We start from the raw sequence: 15,716 nt of genomic DNA on the forward strand, positions 1-15,716 counted from the left end.
AGTCGTCATCGACGCCGCCGATCAGTGAATGGCCAGGTAGTCCTCGAGAGTATCCGGTGTGGCCGTCAGCATCGGCTCCTGCACCACCTCTCCCGGGAACTCGCTCGCCTCGAAGAACCAGCGGCGCGAGGCGGGCATGCCCCACTGCTGCGCGCGGCGCGGGTCGGACACGTCCCAGCGGATGGGCTCGTCCTCGAGGTCGATGAACTGGTAGTGCGTGGTGAACAACTCGATGCGGTGCTGGTCGGGGTCGCGCAGGTAGAGGAACAGCGCGTTGGAGATGCCGTGGCGGCCGGGGCCGCGGTCGATCTCCTGGCCGAAGCCGCGCGCGCCCGCGACGTCCGCCGCGTGGATGAGGCTGGTGGCGTCCGGCACGGTGAAGGCGAAGTGGTGCAGGCGCGGGCCGCGGCCGTTGGTGAAGACCAGGTCGTGGGTGTTGCCCTTGACCTCCATCCACGAGCCCCACAGCTCGTCGGTGCCGTCCTTGGCGGTGTACTCGGACATCCGCATGCCCAGGCCGGTCCAGAAGTCGGTGGCCTCCTGCACGTCGTAGGTCACCACCTGGTAGTGGTCGAGGCGCTGGGGGGCGCCGGCGACGAACTCGTCGAAGGCCATCATTTTGCGCTCGACCAGGCTCATCTCCGAGGTGATCTCCATGAGCGTGCCCACGGGGTCGCGGAAGCGCAGCGTCGGGCCCTGGTGGGGCACCTCGACGCGCTCGTGCTCGATACCGACCGCCTTGAAGTACTTCTCGGCGTTGAGGACGTCCTGCTCGCGGCGCACGCGCAGGCCCACGCGGTGCGCCTTCGCCTCGGGGCTCCACTCGAGCACCATCGAGTGGTGCGCGGCCTCCTCGAGGCCGCGCATGTAGATCGCGTCGTCGGTCTCCTCGGTGACGACCAGGCCGACCGTGTCGCGGTAGAAGTCGCGGCTCTTCTCGAGGTCGGTGCAGCCGAGGCGCACGTGGCTGGCGCGCGTGATCTCGAACGGGGCGTCGAAGTTGGTGGTGGGGAGCGTCATGGCCGCCTCCGGGTCGGGTGTCGTCGTTGACCTGTCGCGTTCAGGATGCCGAGGCAAGCGGGCCTTGGGAACTATCGATTCGCTCTCCCCGGTATAGGTCTGGTGTATGGCTAGCGGGGCGCGATAGCCTCGACCGCATGGAGCTGAGGCATCTGCGCTACTTCGCCGCGGTGGTCGAGGCGGGCTCGCTCACCGCCGCCGCGCAGGCGCTGCACATGTCCCAGCCGCCGCTCAGCGTCGCGATCGCGAAGCTCGAGGCCGAGGTGGGCGTGCCGCTGCTCGTGCGCACCCCGCGCGGCGTCGAGCCGACGAGCGCGGGCCGCTACCTGCTCGACCAGTCCTCGCGCGTGCTGGGAGACGTCGACGACATGGTGGCCGCGCTCGGACGCTTCGGGGCCGGCACCGCGGGGCAGCTCACCATGGCCGCGGTGCCCGCGCTGCTGTGGCACCGCATCCCCCGCCTGCTGCGCGCCCACGCCGAGGTCGCGCCCGAGGTCGAGATCCGCCTCGTCGACCCGCCGCCGTGGACCGCGATCGACATGCTCCAGCAGCGCAAGGCCGACCTCGCCGCCATCATGGTCGCCGACCCCGACCGCTTCGCGCGCCGCCACCGCGGCGTCCTCGACGTCGTCGACTGGGGCGACGTGCCGCTCGTCGCCGCCCTCCCCCCGGGACAGGACGATGCGCCGGACCCCCTGCCGCTCGCATCGTTCGACGGCGCGACGGTGGTGATGCCGCGGGGCACCGCGGCGGTGCCGAGCCTGCCCGAGGCGGTCACCGCGGCGTTCCGCCGGCACGGCGTGGCGCCGGCGCGCGTGCGCACCGTCGAGACGATCCAGACCTCGGTGCCGCTGGTGGAGGCGGGGATCGCGCGGGCGATCCTGCCCGACCCGGACCACGCGTCGCTGGCGCGCTTCGGAATGACGCTCCGCCGCATCGTCCCCGAGCCGCGGCCGCTGCGGGCGCTCGTGCTGACCCGGGCGGGGGCGGGCAAGGATCCCGCGCTCGGGCGGCTGCTGCGGCAGGTCGCGGAGGACGCTCCGAGGGATCCCATGTGATGTGCGATACGATCAGGCATCGGGCGCTGCGCAGGGGGAGAGCGGTGCGGACCAGCCCGTTCTCGCTTCAACGTCGCAGCGACATAGGGAGGTCGGGAGTTGGCCGCGAGCAAGGCTGATCAGGCGTACGAGATCCTCAAGGAGAGGATCATGGAGGGCGTGTACGGGCCAGGGCACCGGCTCGTCATCGACCAGCTGGCGCGCGAGCACGGCATCTCCTCGGTCCCGTGGCGCGAGTCGCTGCGGCGGCTCGAGGCCGAGGGCTGGGTGGACATCGTGCCCAACGTCGGCGCGCTCGTGAAGACCTTCGACACCGACGCGTTCGAGCGCTCGCTGCGCCTGCTCGCGCGGCTCGAGGGGCTCGCGACGGCGCTGTCCGCGCCCAACCTCGGCGCCGACGACATCTCCGAGGCGCGCCGGCTCAACAAGGCCGCCGGGGACGCGCTCGCGAACTTCGACACGCAGCGCTTCGGGCGCCTCAACCGCGAGCTGCACGAGCTGCTGTGCTCGCGCTGCGACGACGACCGGCTGGTCGGCCTGGTCCACCACGAGTGGACGCGCATGGACGTCATCCGCCGCTCGGCCTTCTTCTATGCGCCGGGCCGCGCGCTCGCATCGCTGTCCGAGCACGACGCGATCATCGACCTCATCGAGGGCGGCGCGGACCAGGAGATGATCGAGACGGCCGCCCGCCGCCACGAGGTCAACAACCTCGTCGCGATCAAGGAGTACGACAAGGACCGTACCGAGGCGCGCTGACCTCCGCGGTTACCCCTCCACGCCACTGAGGCACTCCCCCACCAGAACGCGCGTTCCGAGGCCCGATTCGGCTCGGATCCGGCCGGATCGCGGGGTCCTGCGTGGAGGAGTGCACACCCGAGCGGGGCGGGGTCGCACGGCCACACCCTCGCGAGTTTCAGATATCTGAAGAAAACCCTTCTCAGGGTTTCAGACAACTGATAACGTGACGGCGTTCCGCAACGGTGCGGACCCGACGAGAGGAAGACCATGGCAAGCCTCGACGACGAGATCCGCGCAGCCGGCGGCCCGATGGGCCTGCTGCGCAGCGGACGCTCCGGCGCCTATCAGTTCCCCATCAAGCCCGAGTTCACCAACTGGCGCGACGAGATGGAGTCGTGGCGCAAGACCGCGGCCCTCATGGACCTGTCGCACCACATGAACGACCTCACCATCACGGGCCCGGACACGTACCGCCTGCTCGCCGACCTCGGTGCGAACAGCTTCAAGGGCTTCGGCCCCATGAAGGCGAAGCAGTTCATCGCGGTGGGCCACGACGGCAACATGGTCGGCGACGCGATCCTCTTCTGCCTCGCCGACCTCCACGTGCGCGTCGTCGGCCGCCCGCCGGCCCTCAACTGGATCGAGTTCAACGCGGGCGTCGGCGGCTACGACGTCGAGGTCACCCGCGACCTGCGCACGCTCGCCAACCCCAAGGGACGCGAGCTCTACCGCCTCCAGCTCCAGGGCCCGCACGCCACCGAGATCTTCGAGAAGGTCAACGGCGGCCCCCTGCCGGAGATCAAGTTCTTCCACATGGGCCAGTTCAAGATCGGCCAGTACACGACGACCGCGCTCAACCACCGCATGTCCGGCTTCCCCGGCCTCGAGTTCTTCGGCCCCTACGCCGAGCTCGAGGGCGTGCGCGACACGCTGCTCGCCGCGGGCGCCGAGTACGGCATCACCCAGGTGGGCGGCCGCGCCTACGCGGCGGTCGCGACCGAGTCCGGCTGGATCGCCAACACCCTGCCCGCGATCTACTCGACCCCCGAGATGCAGGCCTTCCGCGAGTGGGTGCCGGCGAAGTCCTTCGAGGCCCACCTCGCCCTCGGCGGCAGCTTCGTCTCCGACCGCATCGAGGACTACTACGTCACCCCGTGGGACCTCGGCTACACGCACATCGCGAAGTTCGACCACGACTTCATCGGCCGCGACGCCCTCGAGGCCCGCAAGGACGAGCCGCACCGCAAGAAGTCGTGGCTCGTGTGGGACCGCGAGTCCGTCGCCGCGATCTTCTCGAGCATGTACGAGGAGGGCATGGGCCGCTACAAGGGCCTCGAGATGCCCGCGTCGTTCTACACCGCGTCGCAGTTCGACCGCATCGAGCGCGACGGCGAGCTCGTGGGCCTGGGCAACCTCACCAGCTACTCGGCCAACGCGCGCCGCTGGCTGACGCTCGGCAGCATCGACGAGTCCGCCACCGAGGACGGCACCCGCGTCGAGCTCGTCTGGGGCGAGCCCGACGGCGGCTCCGACAACCCCTTCGTCGAGCGCCACACCCAGGTCCGCGTGGGCGCGACCGTGGTGCCGCGCCCGTTCGCGGAGGTCACGCAGGGCTCGGGCAACCGCGTCCTGGCGAACGCCTGACAGCAGGCACGATGCGGGGAGGTCGGGCGCGGGAGGGCGCCCGGCCTCCCCGCGCCGTGGGGCGGGCACGAGGTCCCGCGACCGCGAGGCGCACCTTGGTACCGTGGGCTCGCGCCGAGAAGAAGGAGGCGACGTGACCGCGACCGAGGACGGCCCCGCCGAGCGCTGGGGCGAGGGCATCGCGTTCGCGCTGTGGCGCGCGCAGCAGGTGGTCCACGGACTGTCCGCCGACGCGCTGTCGGACCTGGGCGTCACCCCCACGCAGATGGGCCTCGCGGTCCACCTCGACGAGCTCGGGCCGCTGTCCGGCTCCGACCTCTCGCGCCGCTACTCGATCACGCCGCAGAGCGTGTCGACGGCGCTGGGCAACCTCGAGCGGCTCGGCTGGGTCTCGCGCCGGCCGCATCCCGTGCACGGACGCGTCATCCTCTACGAGCTCACCGAGCCCGGCCTCGCCGCCGTCGCGAAGGGCCGCGCGCGCATGAAGGACCTCAACGACCGGCTGGCCGATGCGCTGGCGGACGCGCCGTCGTTCGTCGAGGAGCTGGAGCGGCTGTCGCACGAGTTCGGCGGCGCGCGGGTGAGCCCCGCACGCTCGCAGGGCTGAGCGGCCCGGACGCCGGGCGCCGATCCGCCGCCGGCGCGGCGCCCCACCCAGGGACGATGCGCCACCCGGCCCGCGCATCGTCCCGCACCCATTGATACCGCCGGAGTTTTCAGGTAGATGTAAGGTGCCTTAAATTCCGATCACTCAATGGCGAGGGAGCGAAGCGATGTACGGACAGAGCCTGCAAGAGGCCATCGACCAGGCCGGGTCCCCGGTCCGACTGCTGTGGAAGGCGGGCGCGGAGGCATGGGTGCCGCCCGTCGTCGAGCCCGAGTACGCCGGCTGGGCCGCCGAGCAGCGCGCGTGGCGCGACGGCGTCTCGATCGCCGACCTCTCGTTCCACATGTACAACACGGCCCTCAAGGGCCCCGACGCGATGCGGCTGCTCAGCGACGTCAGCGCGAACAACTACGAGCGCTTCGCGATCGGCCAGGCGAAGCAGTTCGTCCCGGTCGCGGCGGACGGCAACATCATCTCCGACGGCATCCTGCTGCGCGAGGGCGAGGAGTCGTTCATCCTCTCCGGCGTGCCGTGCGCGCAGAACTGGGTGGCCTATCACGCGAAGAACGGCGGCTACGACGTCGAGCTGTCGACGGACCCGGACCGCAGCTTCGTCAAGGAGGACCCCGAGCGCTTCCGCCTCCAGGTCCAGGGCCCGCACGCGCTCGAGCTGGTCCACCGCGCCTTCGGCGGCCCGCTGCCGGAGGTGAAGTTCTTCCACTCGACCGTCGTCGAGCTCGACGGCATGCCCATCCGCGCGCTGCGCCACGGCATGGCGGGCCAGCCCGGCTACGAGTTCATCGGCGACTACCGCGACCACGACCGCTTCCTCGCGGCGCTCATGAAGGCGGGCGAGGTGCTCGACGTGGTGCGCATCGGCGCGAAGTCGTACTCGACCAACGGCGTCGAGAGCGGCTGGATCGCGGCCCCGACCGCGGCGATCTACCTCGACCCGTCGCTCGCGGAGTACCGCCAGCAGCTGTCGGTCTTCTCGTACGAGGGCATGAACCCGCTCCACGGCAGCCTCTACTCCGAGGACATCACCGACTACTACACGTCGCCGTGGGAGCTGGGCTACGGGCGTTCGATCCACCTGGGCCACGACTTCATCGGCCGCGACGCGCTCATCGCCGCGAAGGAGGGCCCGCTGCGCCGCAAGGTGACGCTCGAGTGCGACCCGGCCGAGGTGCGCGCGGCGTTCGGCGACGAGGGCGAGTACCTCATGAGCCACGCCCGGCACCGCATCGAGACGCCCGCGGGCGACCTCGTGGGCTCGACCTTCTACTCGGCGCTCATCGAGCCGGTGGGCACGCTGCTCGCGCTGTCCCTCGTCGACGAGTCCGTCGCCGCGCCCGGCAGCACGGTCGACCTGGTCTGGGGCGAGCACCCGGGCGCGGACGCCGCCCCCGGCGCCACGGACGGCTTCGTGCGCCTGCGCGCCACGGTGCGTCCCGCGCCGTACGACGAGTTCGCGCGCACGGAGTACCGCCGCAACCTGGTCTGAACGCGGAAGGCGGGCCGCGCATCGTCCCTGTGGGAACGATGCGCGGCCCGCGCCAACCGGCGTATGAGCGCGCGCCCCGGTTGCGCGATCAGGCACGATGCGCGCGAGCCCCGGCCCATACGCCGGTTGCGGTGGGGTGGGCGCCGGTCGGGGCGCGTCCGTGCGGCGCTACAGCGCCTCGGAGACCTCGCGGTGCAGCGCGAACAGGCCCGCGACGGTGTCCGCCGGGGCACGGCCGATGCCGCACTCCGTCGCGATGCCGAAGTCCTGCACCGCGGCGTGCGCGGCGGCGATGCGACGCTCGGCGCCCTCGACACCGTCCTGGCGGTGGACGAGGCCGAGGAACAGCGCGGTCTCCTCCGGGAGGTCGAGCGAGGCGAGCGGCGCGAAGTAGGCCTCGTCGTCGCGCTCGATCGGCACGGGCAGGTGGATCCAGTCGATGCGGCGGTCCACGTCCTTCACGAGGTTCTGCGCGAAGCGCGCGAGGAAGCCCGCGTCCTTGGGCTCGACGTAGTGCTTCTCGCCGATGTCGCCGTAGCAGAGGTGGTAGCCGAGGGCGACGTCGTCGGGCACCTGCGCGGCCTGACGGGCGGACCGCTCCGCGAGCGCGCCGAGCACGTCCTCGCCGAACCAGCCGCGGTCGGTGGAGCCGCGGTAGCCGGCGCCCTCGAGGTAGCCGAACTCGAGCGCGTTGTCCCACTGGATCGCGAGCTTGTCGTGCGGGATCGCGGCGAGGATCTGCGCGAGCTCCTTGAACAGCGCGCGCTCGTACACGGGCTCGAAGCGGGCGCGGTCGGAAGCGCGCACCATCGAGCCGACGACGCCGACGGGCGTGGGCAGCGACACCTGGAAGCGCGTGGTCGCGGGGATCACGCCCTCGGCCTGGAGGCGCGAGAAGACCTCCCACGAGGACAGCGCGGCCTCGGCGTAGCCCAGCGGCGCGAGCTCGAGGGCGTCCAGGTCCATGTCGTCGGGCACGGTGACCTTCCGGATGTCCAGGGTGCCGACCATGATCGGGTGGTCGCCCTCGCGGCCGAGGCCGGGCGTCTGCGCGATGCGGTCGGGCTGGAAGGCGACCCAGTGGAAGCGCTCGCCGACCTCGCCGTCGGGGATGCGGGCCAGGCGGTCGCCCAGCTCCGCGGCCGCCGTGCGCATCACGGTCTCGGCGTCGGGAAGGTTGATGCTGCCCACCAGGTGGGCGCCGTGCGGGCGGGTCGTCGCGGTCATGTGGCGATGCCTCTCTCGGGGACCGGGACGATGCGCGACGTCGCGCAGGGCGCCCCAGCGGACGGTTTCAGTCGACTGCGATGCTACAGGGACAGGTCGCCCTCGTCGCGCGGGCCGCCTAGCTTGCGGTCGACGATCACGAGCCTCGCGACCAGCTCCTTGCGCAGGTCCTCGCCGATCGCCTCGTCGAGGCGCTGGTTGACGCCGTCCAGCCGGTGGATCGCGTCCTCGGCGGCCTCGACGCCCGCAGGGCTCGGCTCGTGCAGCACCACGCGCCCGTGGGTGGGGTGCGGGCGCGACGTGGTCCACCCGCGCTGCTCGAGCGTGCGCAGCGCGAGCGCCGCGCTCTGCGGCGTGATGCGGAAGCGGCGCCCGAGGTCGGAGGCGGACCGCGGACCCTCGAGGTGCAGGTGCACGAGGATGCCGAGCTGGTTGATGGTCGCCCCGGAGGACTCGAGCTCGGCGGTCACCGAGCGCTGCACCACCTGGTGGGCGCGCCACAGCGCATACGGGAGGCTGTCGTCCCATTCCGGAGTCCCCACGGCACCCGTCCTCTCGCCGGCCTCATCCGATTGTGCCGCAGAGCGCGCGACATGCCTGGCAGGACACCCTCCGAAGAATTCACAGTTGACATCAACTATGACAGGCAACTGTAATGATTGAACGCAACTCCTTCTGCACCCCGGACCAAAGGAGGCCCGACGATGCATGGCACCGCCACGCTTCTCGACGATTTCTCGCTCGAGATGACCGCGAGGGATCTGCCCCAGCTCCTCGAGACTGCGGCGACCCTTCCCACCGATACCCGCGTGAACGTCACCTATCTCGGCACCGAGGACGCTGCCGACCGGCTCGCGGCGGCCAAGGCCGTCGCGGACGGAGGACTCACGCCCGTCCCCCACATCTCCGCCCGCCGCGTCACGAGCCCCGAGGTCCTCGCGGACTTCCTCGGCGCCCACCAGGCGCAGGGCACCCAGGAGAAGGTCTTCGTCATCGGCGGCGACCCCCGCGAACCCCAGGGCCCGTACTCCGACGCCCTGTCGATCATCGGCTCGGGCATCCTGCCCGAGTTCGGCGTCCGCGAGGTCGGCATCGGCGGCTACCCCGAGGGCCACCCCGACATCTCCGACGCCGCCCTGTGGGCCGCGCTGGCCGACAAGTCGGCGAGCATCGTCGACCAGGGCCTCGACGGCACGATCATCACGCAGTTCTCGTTCGACACCGACGCCGTGCTGGCGTGGGCCGAGCGCGTGCGCGGCCTCGGGATCGAGCTCCCGATCCGCGTCGGCGTGCCCGGCCCGGCCGGCATCAAGCGCCTGCTCGGCTTCGCGCGGCGCTGCGGCGTCGGCTCGAGCACCACGCTGGCCCGCAAGTACGGGTTCTCCGTGACCAACCTCGTCGGCACCGCCGGTCCCGACCGCTTCGTCGAGGACCTCGCGTCCAGCATCGACCCCGGTCGTCACGGCGACATCCGCGTCCACTTCTTCACCTTCGGCGGCCTCGACGCGACCGCCGGCTGGGTGCAGAACCACCTGGCGACGGTATGACCGCCCGCGTCCTGGACGGCAAGGCGACCGCGTCGGCCATCAAGGCGGAGCTGCGCGAGCGCGTGGCGAGCCTGGCCGCACGCGGCGTCACGCCGGGCCTGGGCACGGTCCTCGTGGGGGACGATGCGGGATCGGCCTGGTACGTCGCGGGCAAGCACCGCGACTGCGCGGAGGTGGGCATCCGCTCGATCCGCCACGACCTGCCCGCGGAGACCACCCAGGAGGAGCTCGAGGCGGTCATCGACGAGCTCAACGCGGACCCGGCCTGCACGGGCTACATCGTGCAGCTGCCGCTGCCGCGCCACCTCGACACCGACCGGATCCTCGAGCGCATCGACCCCGCGAAGGACGCGGACGGCCTCCACCCGGTCAACCTGGGGCGCCTCACGCTCAACGTGAACGCGCCGATCGACACGCCCGTGCCGTGCACGCCGCGCGCCGTCGTCGCGCTCATGGAGCGCCACGGCCTCGACCTCGACGGCAAGCGCGTCGTCGTGGTGGGCCGCGGCGTCACGGTGGGCCGCCCCATCGCCCCGCTGCTCACGCGGCGCGCGCACAACGCCACGGTCACGCTCACCCACACGGGGACGCGGGACCTGCCGGCGGCCCTGCGCGACGCCGACGTGATCGTCGCCGCCGCCGGCGTGGCCGGCATCGTCCGTCCCGAGGACGTCCGCGAAGGCGCGGTCGTGCTCGACGTCGGGGTCTCGCGCGTGACCGACCCCGCCACCGGCGCGTCCCGCATCGCGGGCGACGTCGATCCCAAGGTCGGCGACGTCGCCGCCTGGATGTCCCCCAACCCCGGCGGCGTCGGACCCATGACCCGCGCGCTGCTGCTCACCAACATCGTCGAGATGGCGGAGAGATCCGCCGCTTGACGGCCTGAACGTGCGGCCGTCGACCCTGGCGGCCGCCTGCACCACCCCTTTCTCAACGACGAGGAGTCCCCACCATGTCCGCACCCTCCCTTCAGGACGCCATCGACCAGGCCGGCAACGCGGTCGACCTGATCTGGAAGCCCAGCAAGGTCACCTGGAAGGTCCCCGTGGTCCAGCCCGAGCACGTGGGCTGGGCCGAGGAGCAGGAGGCGTGGCGCTCCGGCGTGGCGCTGTCCGACCTGTCCTTCCACATGTCCGACACGACGATCGTCGGCCCCGACGCCAAGCGCCTCCTGTCCGACGTCAGCGCGAACAACATCGAGCGCTTCGAGATCGGCCAGGCCAAGCAGTTCATCCCGGTCGCCGAGGACGGCAACATCATCACGGACGGCATCCTGCTCAAGGAGTCCGAGGAGCGCTTCGTGCTCTCCGGCGTGCCGGCCTCGCAGAGCTGGGTGACGTATCACGCGCAGAAGGGCGGCTACGACGTCGAGATGGCGACGAACGCCGACTCGGCCGTGCGCCAGGGCGGCGACCCGTGGTACTTCCGCTTCCAGATCCAGGGCCGCTACGCGCTCGACCTCGTGGAGAAGGCCTTCGGCGGCCCGCTGCCGGAGACCAAGTTCTTCCACTCGCAGCTCGTCGAGCTCGACGGCCGCCCCGTGCGCGCGCTGCGCCACGGCATGGCCGGCCAGGCGGGCTACGAGTTCATCGGCTCGTACGCGGACTACGACGCGGTCAAGGACGCCCTCATGGGCGCCGGCGAGGCGTTCGGCATCACCCACGTGGGCGGCATGGCGTACTTCACCAACGGCGTCGAGAGCGGCTGGATCCCCACCCCGACCCCGGCGGTCTACACCGCGCCCGAGCTCGAGGACTACCGCCGGTGGCAGAGCGCCTTCAGCTACGAGGGCAAGAAGCCGATGCACGGCTCCTTCTACTCCCCCGACATCGAGGACTACTACACCTCGCCGTGGGAGCTCGGCTACGGCCGCTCGATCTCGTTCAACCACGACTTCATCGGCCGCGACGCGCTGCTCGCCGCGAAGGACGCCCCCAAGCGCACCCGCGTCACGCTCGAGTGGAACGAGGAGGACGTGGCCCGCGTGTTCGGCGGCGACCCGGGCTACTTCCTCAGCTACGGCCGCTACCGCATCGAGAACGCGCACGGCCTCGCCGGCGTGACCTTCTACTCCGCGAACATCGCGCCGGTGGGCAAGATCCTGTCGCTGTCGCTCGTGGACGAGTTCCAGGCCGAGCCGGGCTCCGAGGTCGAGATCGTCCTCGGCGAGCACCCCGGCCGCTACGCGGAGCCGGACGCGGACCTCGGCTTCGACCGGATCCGCGCCACCGTCCAGCCGTCGCCGTACGACGAGTACGCGCGGACCAAGTACCGGGTGAACGCATGAGCCCCGCGGCGGTCGCGACTCGCCCGGCACGGGCGCGCGCGGCGGCGGTCACCGAGGACCAGGCCGTCCTGCTGGTCGACGGCCCCGACCGTCCGGGCCTGGTGTCCGCGATCTCGAGCGTGCTCTCCGGGCTCGGCGCGAACATCGTGACGCTCGACCAGTACTCCGACGACCCGGACGGCGGCCGCTTCTACCAGCGCACCGTGTTCCACCTCGACGGCCTGGCCGGCGCGTGGGACTCGGTCAACGAGCGCCTCGAGGCCGAGATCGGGGGCCGCCTGGGCCTGGGCTGGCGGCTCACCAACCGCTCGGCGCTCAAGCGCGTCGCGATCCTCACCTCGACCTCCGACCATTGCGTCCTCGACCTCCTGTGGCGCCAGCGCCGCGGCGAGATCCCGATGACGGTGCCCATGGTGATCGGCAACCACGCGACGGTGGCGGACGACGTGCGCGGCTTCGGCGTGCCGTTCGTCCACGTGCCGTCGCAGGGCCCGGACAAGTCCGCGGCCGAGGCGGAGATCCTCAAGCTCCTCCAGGGCAACGTGGACCTCGTAGTGCTCGCGCGCTACATGCAGATCCTTTCCGAGGACTTCCTCGAGAAGGTCGGCGTGCCGGTCATCAACATCCACCACTCGTTCCTGCCGGCGTTCATCGGCGCAGGGCCGTACAAGAAGGCCAAGGAGCGGGGCGTCAAGCTCATCGGCGCGACGGCGCACTACGTCACGCCGGACCTCGACGAGGGGCCGATCATCGAGCAGGACGTGGTCCGCGTGACCCACGCGGAGACGGCGGAGGACCTCCAGAGCCGCGGCGCGGACGTCGAGCGCGCGGTGCTCTCGCGCGCAGTGCGCTGGCACTGCGAGGACCGCATCGTCCGCTCCGACCGGGAGACCATCGTCTTCTAGGCACGGCCAGGGGGACGATGCGCGGGTTCCGGCCCGCGCATCGTCCCCCTTCTGCGTGCCGGGCGCGGCGGGCCACGGGGGCGTGTGCGCGCTCGCGCGTGTCGGCGCGCGAACTCACACATCGCTTCCGCGTATTTCAGCTCAGGCTTGAACAGCCCCGCGCAACGGCTCGCGGAACCGGTTGCCCGCGGGGCTGTTCAAGCGACTCCTGAAATTCGCGAGCACGACATGCACTCGAGCGCGCCCGACGGACGCGCGGCGAGAGGGCGGTGGTAGGCGCGGACGCCTGGTGGGCGGGAGGGGTCAGGCGGCGCCGGTATCGCGACGAGCACGCAGCGCGCCGCGCGAGCCGCCCGCGTAGATGGCCTCGACGATGTCGTCGGGCGTGACCTGGCCCGAGAGCTCGCGCGCGATCCGCCCCTCCTCGAACACGAGCACGCGATCGCACAGCAGCGCGAGCTCGTTCTCGTCCGAGCCGGCGACCAGCACGAACATCCCCGAGGCTGCCATCTCGTGGATCGCCTCGACGATGGTGTGGCGCGCGCCGACGTCGACGGCCTGGGTGGGCTCGTGAAGCAGCAGGAGGTCCGGGTCGGTGGCGAGCCACTTCGCGACGAACACCTTCTGCTGGTTGCCGCCCGAGTAGGTATTGACCGGCGCCTGGGGCAGGTTGGGCACCACCCCGAGCCTGTCGATCCACTCCCCCACCAGCGCGAGCTCGTTGCGGCGCGGCATGGGTGCGAGCGGGCGGCGCGCGCGCGACGTCTGCGCGAAGGCGATGTTCTCGGCGACGGACTCGGTCATCGCGAGGCCCGCGTGCTCGCGACCCTCGGGCACCAGCGCCATGCCGGCGGCGATCGCATCGGCGGGGCGCAGGCCCGCGAGCGCGAGGTCGCGGCCCGGGAGCGAGACGGTGCCCGCGCGCGCGGGGCTCACGCCGGCGAGGAGGTACGGCACGTCGTCGTAGCCCGAGCCGCCGACGCCCGTGAGGCCCACGATCTCCCCCTGGCGGACCTCGAAGGACGCCTCGGCGACCCCGAGGCCGGCGACGCCGACGACCGTGACACGCGGCGCATCGTCCGCCGGCACGAGCCGCTCGCGCGAGTCGAGGTCGCCGAGGTTGCGGCCGAGGATGAGGGAGGTCAGCTCGGCCTCCGTCATGCCACGCACCTCGTGGCCGGAGACGACCGAGCGGCCGTCGCGGAGGATGGTGACGCGGTCGGCCGCGGCGACCACCTCCTCGAGGCGGTGCGTGATCATCAGCACCGCGGTGCCGGTCGCGACGATCTCGTCGAGGATGCCGAAGAAGTGCTCGAGGGCCCGCCGGCTGAGCGCGCGGGTCGACTCGTCGAAGACGATGAGGCCGGCGCCCGCCTGCGCGTCCTGGAGGGCACGGGCGATCGCGACGGTGGCACGGTCCTCCTCGAGCAGCGTGCCGACGGGGACGTCGAGGGGCACCTGACGGCCGACGCGCGCGAACACCGCCGCCGCGGCCTCGCGCTCGCGCGCCCAGTCGATGCGGCGCGTGAGGCGGGAGCCGGTGAGGCGCCCCACGCGGAGGTTCTCGAGGACGGTGAACTCGTCGACGAGCCCGAGGCTCTGGTGCACCACCGCCATGCCGCGCTCGCGCGACTCCTGCGGGGTCACAGGCAGCTGCAGCGGGACGCCGTCGATCGCGACCTGCGCGCCGGGGTCCGGCGTGTAGAGGCCCGTGAGGATCTTCGCGACGGTCGACTTGCCCGAGCCGTTCTGGCCCACGAGCGCATGGATCTCCCCCGGCGCGACGTCGAAGGTGACGTCGGTGAGCACGCGGTTGGACCCGAAGGTCTTGTCGAGCGCGCTCACCGACAGGCGCGGGGCCGGGGGTGCGGGCGTCGCCGCCCGCACCCCCTCGTGACGCGTCACGGTCACTGCGCTCCCCACAGCGCCTTGAAGTCGTCCTTGAAGGTGGTCGGGCCGTACCACTCGCCGCTGGCCTGGGCCTCCTCGGTGACCTGCACATCGTCCATCGTGTCGGCGGTGAAGATGCGGTACGGGATCGTGTACTCGGGCAGCTCCATGCCGAGCGCCATGCGCATCGCCGCGTCGCTGTAGACCCACGCCTGGTAGAACGAGGCGACGCCCTGGACGGCGCGGAGCTGGCCGCCGGTCTCGAGCTCCTGCAGCGCGCCGATCTGGGCCGAGCCCGTCATGAGCGTGACGTCGTCACGACCGGCGGACTGCACACCGCCCGCCGTGACCTGCAGGAACTGCTCGAACTGCGGGAACACGTAGTCGATCGACGGGTCCTTGAGCAGCGCGGCCGAGGTCGACGAGGCCACCAGGTCGAAGCTCGCGGTGGTGACGCCGTTGATGGTGACGACGCACGCGGGGCAGCTCTCGGCGAGCGCCTCGGTGGCCGTGTCGACGTACGCCTTGGGCGTGGTGCCGTCGGTGCTCATGTTGATGAGGATGTGCGCCTCACCGCCCGAGTCCTCGGCCGCCCACGTGAGCATGTCGGCCGTCATGCCCGAGGACGGGCCCTCGATCCAGCCGAGCGTGTCGTCCAGCGTGATCGACGGGTCCGCGACCTGGTTGCCGATGATGACCGGCACGCCGGCCGAGCGTGCCTCCTCCACGGAGTTCATCGCGAAGCCGTAGGCGATCGCGTCCGCGAGGATCGCGTCCGCGTCGGCGTTGACCGCCTGGGTGAAGCACTTGGCGATCGCGGACGGGTTGCCCTGGCCGTCGCAGACCTGGACGTCGATGCCGACGGTGCCGAGCGCGGCGGTGACCTCGACGCCCATGGCGGCGAACTGCGGCGCCTGGGCGGTGACGGGGATGTAGTAGACGGTGGTGCCCGCGAGCGAGCTCGCGTCGATCGGCTCGGACGGGATCTCGTACGCGTCCTGTGCCTTCATCACGTCGGCGAGCGAGGACTCGGCCGATGCGGTCGACTCGGCGCTCGTGGTGGCCTCGGCGGTCTCGGACGGGGCCTCGGCACCGGCGTCGGTGTCGCTCGCGCACGCCGCGAGGGTGAGGGACGCGAGCGCGAACACGCTCGCGATCCCGGCGCGGCGCAGGCCGCGTGTGGTGGTGACCGGGGACTTCATGGGTGGGACTCCTTCTTGGCTTCGTTGACAATCAGGACTGCGCTCGTGGGTGGATGGTGGACTGGTGCGCGCGGGGCGCACGGC

Annotated in this window: 14 protein-coding genes; 9 read left to right on the top strand and 5 right to left on the bottom strand. The window is 71.6% G+C overall.

What is annotated here, in order from left to right:
• Window positions 1-21: 21 nt before the first annotated feature.
• Window positions 22-1,020 (bottom strand): 3,4-dihydroxyphenylacetate 2,3-dioxygenase, encoded by a 999-nt coding sequence (gene hpaD / locus QQX09_RS10580; protein ID WP_301134412.1) that lies wholly within the window; start codon window positions 1,018-1,020, stop codon window positions 22-24.
• A 137-nt stretch (window positions 1,021-1,157) separates the two neighbouring features.
• Here hpaD and QQX09_RS10585 point away from each other — a divergent pair, with 137 nt between their 5' ends.
• From QQX09_RS10585 to QQX09_RS10605, 5 genes are all read left to right on the top strand, one after another.
• On the top strand, window positions 1,158-2,078 hold the full coding sequence (locus tag QQX09_RS10585) for a LysR family transcriptional regulator (RefSeq protein ID WP_301134415.1): 921 nt from the start codon (window positions 1,158-1,160) through the stop codon (window positions 2,076-2,078).
• A gap of 99 nt (window positions 2,079-2,177) precedes the next feature.
• Entirely contained in the window at window positions 2,178-2,837 is a 660-nt protein-coding gene (locus QQX09_RS10590) for a GntR family transcriptional regulator (protein ID WP_301134418.1), read from the top strand.
• Window positions 2,838-3,086: 249 nt separating this feature from the next.
• Window positions 3,087-4,463 (top strand): aminomethyl transferase family protein, encoded by a 1,377-nt coding sequence (locus tag QQX09_RS10595; RefSeq protein WP_301134420.1) that lies wholly within the window; start codon window positions 3,087-3,089, stop codon window positions 4,461-4,463.
• Window positions 4,464-4,596: 133 nt separating this feature from the next.
• The gene (locus QQX09_RS10600; protein WP_301134424.1) at window positions 4,597-5,070 is read left to right on the top strand and encodes a MarR family winged helix-turn-helix transcriptional regulator; all 474 of its coding nucleotides are present in this window, start codon (window positions 4,597-4,599) and stop codon (window positions 5,068-5,070) included.
• A 166-nt stretch (window positions 5,071-5,236) separates the two neighbouring features.
• The gene (locus QQX09_RS10605; RefSeq protein ID WP_301134426.1) at window positions 5,237-6,574 is read left to right on the top strand and encodes an aminomethyl transferase family protein; all 1,338 of its coding nucleotides are present in this window, start codon (window positions 5,237-5,239) and stop codon (window positions 6,572-6,574) included.
• Window positions 6,575-6,742: 168 nt separating this feature from the next.
• Here the strand turns inward: QQX09_RS10605 and QQX09_RS10610 are convergent, their stop codons facing one another.
• On the bottom strand, window positions 6,743-7,801 hold the full coding sequence (locus QQX09_RS10610) for a hypothetical protein (RefSeq protein ID WP_301134429.1): 1,059 nt from the start codon (window positions 7,799-7,801) through the stop codon (window positions 6,743-6,745).
• An 83-nt stretch (window positions 7,802-7,884) separates the two neighbouring features.
• Entirely contained in the window at window positions 7,885-8,343 is a 459-nt protein-coding gene (locus QQX09_RS10615) for a MarR family winged helix-turn-helix transcriptional regulator (protein ID WP_301134431.1), read from the bottom strand.
• Window positions 8,344-8,505: 162 nt separating this feature from the next.
• Between QQX09_RS10615 and QQX09_RS10620 the strand changes: the two genes are divergently transcribed.
• The 4 genes from QQX09_RS10620 (at window position 8,506) to purU (ending at window position 12,540) form a co-directional block, all read left to right on the top strand.
• Complete coding sequence (locus tag QQX09_RS10620) at window positions 8,506-9,348, top strand: methylenetetrahydrofolate reductase (RefSeq protein ID WP_301134434.1); 843 nt, start codon at window positions 8,506-8,508, stop codon at window positions 9,346-9,348.
• Window positions 9,345-10,226, top strand: coding sequence for a bifunctional methylenetetrahydrofolate dehydrogenase/methenyltetrahydrofolate cyclohydrolase (locus QQX09_RS10625; protein ID WP_301134437.1), 882 nt, complete (start codon window positions 9,345-9,347; stop codon window positions 10,224-10,226). Before QQX09_RS10620 ends, QQX09_RS10625 begins: the two co-directional genes overlap by 4 nt.
• Before the next feature lie 74 nt (window positions 10,227-10,300).
• The gene (locus tag QQX09_RS10630; protein WP_301134439.1) at window positions 10,301-11,635 is read left to right on the top strand and encodes an aminomethyl transferase family protein; all 1,335 of its coding nucleotides are present in this window, start codon (window positions 10,301-10,303) and stop codon (window positions 11,633-11,635) included.
• Entirely contained in the window at window positions 11,632-12,540 is a 909-nt protein-coding gene (gene purU, locus QQX09_RS10635) for a formyltetrahydrofolate deformylase (protein ID WP_301134441.1), read from the top strand. Before QQX09_RS10630 ends, purU begins: the two co-directional genes overlap by 4 nt.
• A gap of 303 nt (window positions 12,541-12,843) precedes the next feature.
• Here purU and QQX09_RS10640 read toward each other — a convergent pair whose 3' ends face one another.
• Together QQX09_RS10640 and QQX09_RS10645 are read right to left on the bottom strand one after the other, a co-directional pair.
• Window positions 12,844-14,451, bottom strand: coding sequence for a sugar ABC transporter ATP-binding protein (locus QQX09_RS10640; protein ID WP_301134443.1), 1,608 nt, complete (start codon window positions 14,449-14,451; stop codon window positions 12,844-12,846).
• Window positions 14,448-15,632 carry a sugar ABC transporter substrate-binding protein gene (locus tag QQX09_RS10645; protein ID WP_301134446.1) on the bottom strand — a complete coding sequence of 395 codons (1,185 nt, stop codon included), beginning with the start codon at window positions 15,630-15,632 and terminating at the stop codon, window positions 14,448-14,450. Before QQX09_RS10645 ends, QQX09_RS10640 begins: the two co-directional genes overlap by 4 nt.
• Window positions 15,633-15,716: the final 84 nt, after the last annotated feature.

Source organism: Demequina litoralis, from assembly GCF_030418455.1.
Lineage (GTDB): Bacteria > Actinomycetota > Actinomycetes > Actinomycetales > Demequinaceae > Demequina > Demequina litoralis.